The sequence below is a fragment of the Streptomyces cellostaticus genome, from assembly GCF_023630175.1.
In the GTDB taxonomy this organism is placed as follows: Bacteria; Actinomycetota; Actinomycetes; order Streptomycetales; family Streptomycetaceae; genus Streptomyces; species Streptomyces cellostaticus_A.
The window spans coordinates 1-9,666 of the sequence record NZ_JALLIN010000085.1 but is presented as its reverse complement, the minus strand read 5'-3'; the positions used below and the strand labels follow the sequence as shown (position 1 = coordinate 9,666).

2 protein-coding genes are annotated in these 9,666 nt (G+C 74.2%); both read right to left on the bottom strand.

Annotated features, from left to right (window positions below; all coding sequences use genetic code 11):
• Positions 1–7,414 (bottom strand): type I polyketide synthase (locus MXD57_RS30680; protein ID WP_284506334.1); only part of this gene is annotated, 7,414 nt, incomplete at its 3' end.
• Positions 7,415–7,438: 24 nt separating this feature from the next.
• The coding region (locus MXD57_RS30670; protein WP_284506332.1) for an SDR family NAD(P)-dependent oxidoreductase at positions 7,439–9,666 on the bottom strand (2,228 nt) is incomplete at its 5' end.

Here is a 9,666-nt window from a genome sequence, read left to right as displayed (position 1 = left end):
CCGAGTGCCCCGCCACGAAGTCGGGCTTCACCCCCCACGACTCCAGCAGCCGGAACAGCGCCACCTCCACCGCGAACAACGCCGGCTGCGCGAACTCCGTACGATCCAGCACCTCGCCGTCCGTACCGAACAACACGTCCAGCAGGGGAAGGTCCAGGCGGGCGCACACCGCGTCCAGCGCCTCCGCGAACACCGGGAACGCCTCGTACAACTCACGCCCCATACCCAGCCGCTGACTGCCCTGCCCCGTGAACAGGAACGCCAGGCCGCCGCCGACGACCGTGCCCCGCACCAGGCCCGGCACCTGCTCGCCCTCGGCGAGGGCACCCAGCAGGGAGGACAGTGAACCCGCGTCGGAGCCGTCCCCGAGGAGGACGGCCCGGTGCTCCAGGGCCGCGCGTGTGGTGGCCAGCGAGTAGCCGAGGTCGAGCGCACCGGAGTTCCCGGTGGCCGTCAGGACGGTGGCCGCGGTCGTGGTCAGCCGGTCCGCCTGGGCCCGGAGGGCAGCGCCGGTACGGGCGGAGACGAGCCATGGCAGCACCGGCAGGGTGCGCGTCGTGGGGGTGCTCGGGGGTACGAGGCCGCCCGGGGTCCCGTCGACGGGGTGGCGCGGTGCCTGTTCGAGGATCGCGTGCGCGTTGGTGCCGCTGTAGCCGAACGAGGAGACCCCGGCCCGGCGCGGGCGGCCGGTCTCCGGCCACGGGAGCGGCTCGGTGAGCAGGGAGACCGCACCTTCCGACCAGTCGACGTACGGCGTGGGCTCGTCGACGTGGAGGGTCTGCGGCAGCAGGCCGTGGCGCATCGCCATGACCATCTTGATGACGCCGGCCGCTCCGGCCACGGCCTGGGTGTGGCCGATGTTCGACTTCACGGAGCCCAGCCACAGCGGACGGTCGTCCGTACGCCCCTGGCCGTACGTGGCGAGCAGGGCCTGCGCCTCGATGGGGTCGCCGAGGGTGGTGCCGGTGCCGTGTGCCTCGACGGCGTCGACGTCGGTGGCCGACAGTCCGGCGTCGGCGAGCGCTTCGCGGATGACGCGCTGCTGGGAGGGGCCGTTCGGTGCCGTCAGGCCGTTGCTGGCGCCGTCCTGGTTCACGGCGGTGCCACGGACCAGGGCGAGCACCGGGTGGCCGTTGCGGCGGGCGTCGGACAGCCGCTCGACGAGCAGCATGCCGACGCCTTCCGACCAGCTCGTGCCGTCGGCGGAGGCGGCGAAGGCCTTGATGCGGCCGTCGGCGGCGAGGCCGCGCTGGCGGCTGAACTCGGTGAACGCTCCGGGGGTGGACATGACGGTCACGGCGCCCGCGAGGGCCATGGAGCACTCGCCGCGCCGCAGGGCCTGAGCCGCCAGGTGGAGGGTGACGAGGGAGGAGGAGCAGGCGGTGTCGACGGTGACCGCCGGGCCCTCCAGGCCGAAGGTGTAGGAGATCCGGCCGGAGACGACACTGGCCGCGGTGCCCGTGCCGAGGTGGCCTTCGAGTCCGTCGGAGTCGTTGAGCCAGAGCTGGAGGTAGTCCTGGGCGTTGGAGCCGACGAAGACGCCGGTGCGGCTGCCGCGCAGCTTCGCCGGGTCGATGCCGGCGCGTTCGAAGGTCTCCCAGGTGGTTTCGAGGAGGATCCGCTGCTGCGGGTCCATGGCCAGCGCTTCCCGGGGCGAGATGCCGAAGAACCCGGCGTCGAACTCGGCGACGTCGTGCAGGAACCCGCCTTCGCGGGCGTAGCTGGTGCCCTCGCGGTCGGGATCGTCGCTGTAGAGGGTGTCGAGGTCCCAGCCGCGGTCGGCGGGGAAGCCGGTGATGCCGTCGCCGCCCGTGCTGAGCAGGTTCCACAGGTCTTCGGGGCCGGTGATGCCGCCGGGGAAGCGGCAGCTCATCGCCACGATCGCGATGGGGTCGTCGGCCTCGTCGGCGGTCGCACGGCCCCGCGGGAGGGCGGGGGCGGTCGTACCGGCCGATCCGGCCGATCCGGCCGTGAGGTCGCCGATCAGTTCCTCGCGGAGGTATCCGGCGAGGGCGGTCGCGGTGGGGTAGTCGAACACCAGGGTGGCGGGCAGGCGGCGGCCGGTGGCGTCGCCGAGGAGGTTGCGCAGTTCGACGGCGGTCAGCGAGTCGAAGCCGAGCTCCTTGAAGGAACGGCCCGATTCGACGGCGGCCGCGCCGGAGTGGCCGAGGGCCGTGGCGACCTGCTTGCGCACCAGGTCGAGCAGGACGCGGTCCTGCTCGGCGGCGGACAGGCCGGCCAGCCGCTGCCGCAGACCGCTCTCGCCGCCGGCTCCGGCGGCGCCGCCGGCCGTACGCCGGGCGGGGACGCGTACGAGGCCGCGCAGCAGTGGTGACATCGTGCCGGCCCGGGCCTGGGCGCGCAGCGCGGTCGGGTCGAGGGGCATGAGGACCGGTGCGGCCTCGTCGAGCGTGTGGGCGAGGTCGAAGAGGTCGAGACCCTCGGCCGTGGTGAGCGGGGGCAGTCCGTTGCGGCGCATGCGGCTGAGGTCGGCCTCGTCGAGGCGGCCGGCCATGCCGGTGCCGTCGGCCCACAGGGCCCAGGCCATCGAGGTCGCCGGGAGGCCCTGGGCGCGACGGTGCTGGGCGAGGGCGTCCAGGAACACGTTCGCGGCGGCGTAGTTGCCCTGGCCGGGGCCGCCGAAGACGCCGCCGATGGAGGAGAAGAGGACGAACGCGGAGAGGTCGAGGTCGCGGGTCAGCTCGTGAAGGTTGCAGGCCGCGTCGACCTTGGGGTGCAGCACGGCGGAGAGCCGTTCGGGGGTGAGTGAGGTGAGTACGCCGTCGTCGAGGACGCCCGCGGTGTGGACGACCGCGCCGAGCGGGTGGTCGGCGGGTATCGCGTCCAGTACGGCGGCCAGGGCGTCGCGGTCGGCGACGTCGCAGGCCGCCCAGGTCACCGAGGCGCCCGATGCGGCCAGTTCGGCGCCGAGGCGCTGTGCCTCGGGGGTGGTGCCGCCGCGGCGGCCGACCAGCAGCAGGTGCCGTACGCCGTGTTCGGCGACGAGCCGGTGGGCAACCAGTCCGCCCAGCATGCCGCCGGCGCCGGTGATCAGTACGGTCGCGTCGGGCGCGTACCGGACGGTCCGGGTCTGGTCCCCGGTGGCGGCCGGTACCCGGGCGAGCCGCAGGGCGTACGGGGAGCCGTCGCGGAGGGCGAGTTGCGGCTCGCCGGCGTCGAGCAGGGCGGGCAGCGCCCCTACGGAAGCGTCGCGCCCGTCGGTGTCGACCAGCAGCAGCCGGTCGGGGTACTCGGACTGGACGGAGCGCAGCAGGCCCCACACGCCCGCGTGCACAGGGTCGGTGACCGTGTCGCCGTCGCCCGCCGCTACCGCGCCCCGGGTGACGACGACCAGGCGGGTGGCGGCGAACCGCTCCCCGGCGAAGAGCGTGTCGTCCATCCAGGTTTGGGTCAGGGCGAGGGCGTGGTGGGTGGCGTCGTGCACGGCACGGGCCGACAGGGCCGGTCCGTCGGCCCGGTACCCGGCGCCGGAGTCGGCGCCCGAGCCTCGGCCGGTGCCGTCGGCGGCCGGTCCGTAACCGGCCAGCACCACGTCCGGCACGTCCGCCCCGGCCTCGACGGCCGCCGCCAGCGCGGCGAGGTCGGCGTGCACCGTGACCTCGCCGACCAGGGCCTCCGGCAGCGCGTCCCTCAGGTGGGCCGCGGCACCCGCAGCGCCCAGCACCGCCCAACGGCGGGGCGTGACCACGGTGTCGGACCCGCCGGGCAGCGGGATCCACTCCGCCCGGAACACCGACTCGTGGAACGCGGTACGCGCCGCCCGCACCTGCTCCGCCGACACGGACCGCAGGACGAGCGAGTCGACGGTGGCGACCGGAGCACCGGCCGTGTCCGCGATCTCCAGCCGTATGCCGTTGGCGCCCGCCGGCACGAGGCGCACGCGCAGCGCCTCGGCGCCGGACGCGTGCAGGGACACCCCGCTCCAGGCGAACGGGAGCCGGCCCTCGCCCTCGGTCCCGCCCAGCACGCCGAGACCCAGCGCGTGCAGGGCCGCGTCCAGCAGGGCGGGGTGCAGCCCGAAGTCACGGGCCGTGGTATCGGGACCCTCGGGGAGGGCGACCTCGACGTAAACGCTCTCACCGAGCCGCCACGCCGCCGTCAGGCCACGGAACACCGGTCCGTAGCCCATGCCGACCTCGGCGAGGTCCGCGTACAGGCTCTCCGTCGGGATCGCCTCGGCACCCGCCGGGGGCCACTGGGTCGCCGCGAAGTCCGGCCGTGCCGCGCCCTGGGCGAGCACACCGGCGGCGTGCCGCGTCCACGGCTCGTCGGCCCCGCCGTCCTGTGTACGGGAGGAGAGAGTGAACGTCCTGCGTCCCGTGCCGTCCGCGTCCGGGGCGCCTACGTGGATCTGGAGCTGCACGCCACCGCGCGGGGGCAGCACCAGCGGTGCCTCCAGCGTCAGTTCCTCCAGGACGTCGCACCCGACCTGGTCCCCGGCGTGCACCGCCAGCTCGACGAAGGCGGTGCCCGGCAGCAGCACGGTGTCCATGATCGCGTGATCGGCCAGCCACGGGTGCGTGTCCAGACCCAGCCGAGCGGTGAGGAGGAGCCCCTCCGAGTCGGCGAGCGCCACCATCGCGCCGAGCAGCGGGTGCCCGGCCTTCTCCAGTCCGGCGGCCGTCACGTCACCGGCGCGGGAGCCCGGCTCGATCCAGTAGCGCTGCCGCTGGAAGGCGTACGTCGGCAGCTCGACCCGCCGGGCGCCCGTACCGGCGAAGAAGACGGACCAGTCGACGGCGACGCCCCGCACATGAGCCTGGGCGAGGACGGCCGTGACGGTCTCCGCCTCCGACCGCCCGGAGCGAAGAGCGGGCGCGAAGACCGCCGTGCCCGTATCACCGGTCAGGCAGTCCTGGGCGAGCGCCGACAGCACACCGTCCGGGCCCAACTCCAGGAACGTCGTGACACCGGCCGCCTCCAACGCACGAATCCCGTCCAGGAAGCGAACCGCGTCCCGGACATGACGTACCCAGAAGTCCGCCGAACCCATCTCGTCCGTCACCACGACGCCGGTCAGGTTCGACACCACGGCGATCCGAGGGAACTCGTACGCGATCGACTCCGCGACCGTACGGAAGTCCTCCAACATGCCGTCCATGTGCGGCGAGTGGAACGCATGGCTCACACTCAGCCGCTTGACCTTACGACCCTGCTCCTCGAAGTGAGCGGCGATCGCCACCGCGTCCGCCTCGTCACCCGCTACCACGACCGACTGCGGACCGTTGACCGCCGCAATACTCACCCGGTCCGTCAGCAGCGAAAGAACCTCGTCCTCCGACGCCTGCACCGCGACCATCACGCCACCGGACGGCAGCGCCTGCATCAACCGACCACGAGCCGCCACCAGCCGGCACGCGTCCTCCAACGAGAACACACCCGCCACATGCGCAGCGGCGATCTCACCGATCGAATGACCGGCCACGAAGTCGGGCTTCACACCCCAGGTCTCCAGCAGCCGGAACAGCGCCACCTCCACCGCGAACAACGCCGGCTGCGCGAACTCCGTACGGTCCAGCGCAGCTCGGTCGTCGCCGAACAGAACGTCCTTCAGCGGCAGATCAAGCCGCGCACAGACCGCGTCCAGCGCGTCCGCGAAGACCGGGTAGGTCTCGTACAACTCACGGCCCATACCCAGCCGCTGACTGCCCTGCCCCGTGAACAGGAACGCCACCTTGCCCGCCACCGGCGAACCCGTCACCACACCCGACGACGACGAACCGCCTTCCACCACGGCCGACAGCCCCGCCAGCAGACCCTCACGATCCGCCCCGAACACCACCGCCCGGTCCTCGAACGACGCACGACCCACCGCCAACGACAGACCCACGTCCACCGACCGCAACTCACGGTCCTGCTCGACACGGCCCAGGAGACGACGCGCCTGCTCCCGCAACGCCTCACCACCCTTCGCCGACAGCACCCACGGCACCACCGGCACCACCGGCGCCGAAGCAACAGGCGCCACAGCAGCCCCCGCCACCTCCACCGACTCCTCCACATCCGGAGCCTGCTCGATGATCGTATGGACGTTGGTGCCGCTCACGCCGAACGCGGAGACGCCGGCCCGGCGCGGGCGGCCGGTCTCCGGCCACCGCACCGGTTCGGTCAGCAGCGAGACGCCGCCCGTGGACCAGTCGACGTGCGAGGTCGGCTCGTCGACGTGCAGGGTCCGGGGCAGGACGCCGTGCCGTATGGCCATGACCATTTTGATGATGCCCGCGACACCGGCGGCGTTCTGGGTGTGGCCGATGTTCGACTTCAGCGAGCCGAGCCACAGCGGCGGGTGGTCCGCCGCACGTCCCTGGCCGTAGGTGGCGAGCAGGGCCTGGGCCTCGATGGGGTCGCCCAGGGTGGTGCCCGTGCCGTGGGCCTCGACGGCGTCGATGTCGGCGGGCGTCAGCCGGGCGCTCTCCAGGGCCTGGCGGATGACGCGCTGCTGGGCGGGGCCGTTGGGGGCCGTGAGCCCGTTGCTGGCGCCGTCCTGGTTGATCGCGGAGCCGCGCACGACGGCCAGGACCTGGTGGCCGTTGCGGCGGGCGTCGGAAAGGCGTTCCACGAGCAGGACGCCGACGCCCTCGGACCAGCCGGTGCCGTCGGCGGCCTCGGCGAAGGACTTGCAGCGGCCGTCGGGAGACAGGCCTCGCTGGCGGCTGAACTCGACGAACACGTCGGGGCCGGCGAGGACGGTGACGCCCCCGGCGAGCGCGAGCGAGCACTCGCCCTGACGCAGCGCCTGCACGGCCATGTGCAGGGCGACGGAGGAGGACGAGCAGGCGGTGTCGATGGTGGCGGCGGGGCCTTCGAGGCCGAAGAAGTAGGCGAGGCGGCCGGAGACGACGCTGGAGGCGGTTCCGGTGAGCAGGTGGCCCTCGACGCCGTCGGGGAGGTCGTGGTTGTGGGCCCCGTACGCGTTGGCGGAAGCGCCGACGAAGACTCCGGCCCGGCTGCCGCGCAGGGTGGCGGGGTCGATCCCGGCGCGTTCGAAGGCCTCCCAGGTGGTCTCCAGGAGCAGCCGCTGCTGCGGGTCCATGGCGAGTGCCTCGCGCGGCGAGATCCCGAAGAACGCAGGGTCGAAGTCGGCCGCGTCGTGCAGGAACCCGCCGTCGCGGGCGTAGGTGGTGCCGTCGTGGTCCGGGTCGGGGTCGTACAGCGACTCGATGTCCCAGCCCCGGTTCTCGGGGAAGCCCGTGATGGCGTCGCCGCCGGTCTCGACGAGTCTCCACAGCTCCTCCGGCGACCGGACGCCGCCGGGGAAGCGGCAGCTCATGCCGACGATCGCGATCGGTTCGCGCGAGGCGTCGGTGAGCTCCTGGTTCCGGCGACGCAGCCGCTCGGTTTCCTTGAGGGAGGCCCGCAGCGCTTCAACGACTTTTTCGTTGGGGGTTGTCATCACTTACTCCGCACTTCGGGCACGTCAGGATCGGTTGCTGTGGTGGTCGTCGCCGCCGTCGTCGAGGGCCAGGTCGAGGAGGTCCTGGAGGTCCATCGAGTCGATGGACTGCGCGTCGGCGGTGACGGTGGTGGTACTGGTGGCGGGCTCGCCGGGGCCGGCGAGCCGGAGGAGGCTGTCCAGCAGTCCGGCCTCGCGGATGCGCTGCAGCGGGATGCCGGTCAGGGTTCGGCGCAGCTCCGCTTCCTGCGGGTCGGTGTCGACGGGAGTGTCGGCCGGGTCGCCGGGCGCCTCGGGGAACAGGGTCAGCAGCAGGTGCCGGGCCAGCGCCTGCGGGTTGGGGTAGTCGAACACGAGGCTGGACGGCAGCCGCAGTCCGCACGCGGTGCCCAGCCGGTTGCGCAGGTCGACCGCGGTGAGGGAGTCGAACCCGAGGTCCTTGAAGGCCCGGTCGGGTGCGACCGCGTCGGCGGAGTCGTGCGCCAGGGCGGCTGCCGCGTGTTCGCGTACGAGGTCGAGGACGGCCGCCCGCCGGTCGTCCCCGGCCAGCTCGGTGAGCCGCCGGAGTGCCGCGGGAGGCGCGTCGGCCACCGCCGCGTCGCCGGACGCCGGGCCGGAGCCGCGCAGTGCCTCCCGGACCTCGGGCAGGTCGGCGATGAGCGGGCGGGGGCGCGCGGCCGCGAACACGGGCGCGAACCGCGCCCAGTCGACGTCCGCGACGGTCACCGCGGCGTCCCGGCCGGCGACGGCGCGTTCCAGTGCGAGCAGGTTCGTCTCCGGGTCCATGGGCGGCAGGCCGCGGCGGCGCAGTTGCTCCTCCGCGTCGCCCTCGGTCGCCATGCCCCCGTCGGCCCACGGGCCCCAGGCGATCGACGTCGCGGGGAGGCCGCGGGCCTTGCGGCGTTCGGCGAGCGCGTCGAGGAACGTGTTGGCCGCCGCGTAGGCGCCCTGGCCGCCACTGCCCCAGACACCGGCGATGGACGAGAACAGGACGAAGGCGTCGAGCGAGTCCGGCGTGTCGAACAGCGCGTCGAGGTGGACGGCGCCGGCCGTCTTCGCGGCCACCACCCGGGCGAAGCCGGGCAGGTCCGTGCCGGTGCCGGGCGGCTGGGAGATGCCGGCGGCGTGCACCACGGCCCGTACCGGGGTGCCCTCGTCGGCCAGGCGCGCGACCAGCGCCGCGAGCGCGTCCCGGTCGGCGACGTCGCAGGCGGCGAGCGTCACGGACGCGCCGCGCGCGGTGAGTTCGGCCTCCGTCTCGGCCGCGCCGGGCGCGTCGGCACCGCGGCGGCTGACGAGGACCAGCCGTTCGGCGCCCCGCTCGGCGAGCCGGCGCGCGACGTGGCGGCCGAGCGCTCCCGTACCGCCGGTGACGAGCACCGTGCCGCGCGGGGTCCAGGTCGCGGCCGGTGCCGTCTCCGGGGCGGTGCGCACCAGCCGTCGTACGAGGGTGCCGGAGGCGCGGACCGCGAACTGGTCCTCGTCGCCCGCGCCCGCGAGCAGCGCCATCAGGCGGCCCAGGGCGCGGTCGTCGCACTTCGTGGGCAGGTCGACGAGACCGCCCCAGTGCTCGGGGTGCTCCAGGGCGACGACCCGGCCCAGTCCCCAGACCTGCGCCTGGGTGGCGCCGCCGACTGCGTCGGAGGCTAGGGCGGCGGCCGCGTCACGGGTGACGCACCACAGCGGGGCGTCGACCGCCCCGGGCAGGGCGGAGGCGAGCGCGGAGCTGAGCGCCAGACCGACCGGGACGCCCGGGTGCTCCGGGTGCGGCCGTTCGTCGAGTGCCAGCAGGGAGAGGGCGCCCGTCGGCGAGCCGTCGACCGCGTCGCGGAGCCGCTCGTCCAGCCTCGCGCGCAGCGCGCCCGGGTCGCATGCGGCGACGTCGAGCACGAGCGGTACGACGTGGACGCCGGCGTCGCGCAGGCGGTCGGTCAGTGCCCGGACCCAGGGGTCGTCGGTGTGCGGTGCGGGTACGGCCACGAGCCAGGTGCCGGTGGGCGTGCCGCGGTGGGCGCCGGACCACGGCTGCCAGGTGACGCGGTACGAGCGGGCGGCCGCGCGAGCCAGCGCCTCCTGGTCGCGCCGCCATGCCGAGAGGGCCGGCAGTACGGCGCTGAGCGGCTGGTCGACGTCGATCGCCGACCCGCCGGTGAGCGAGGCGAGGTCCGCATGGTCGACCGCCTCCCAGAAGCGGGCGTCGGCATCGCTTCCGGCGGCGTTGGATCCGGAACCGCGCGGGGCGGCGGGCTCGG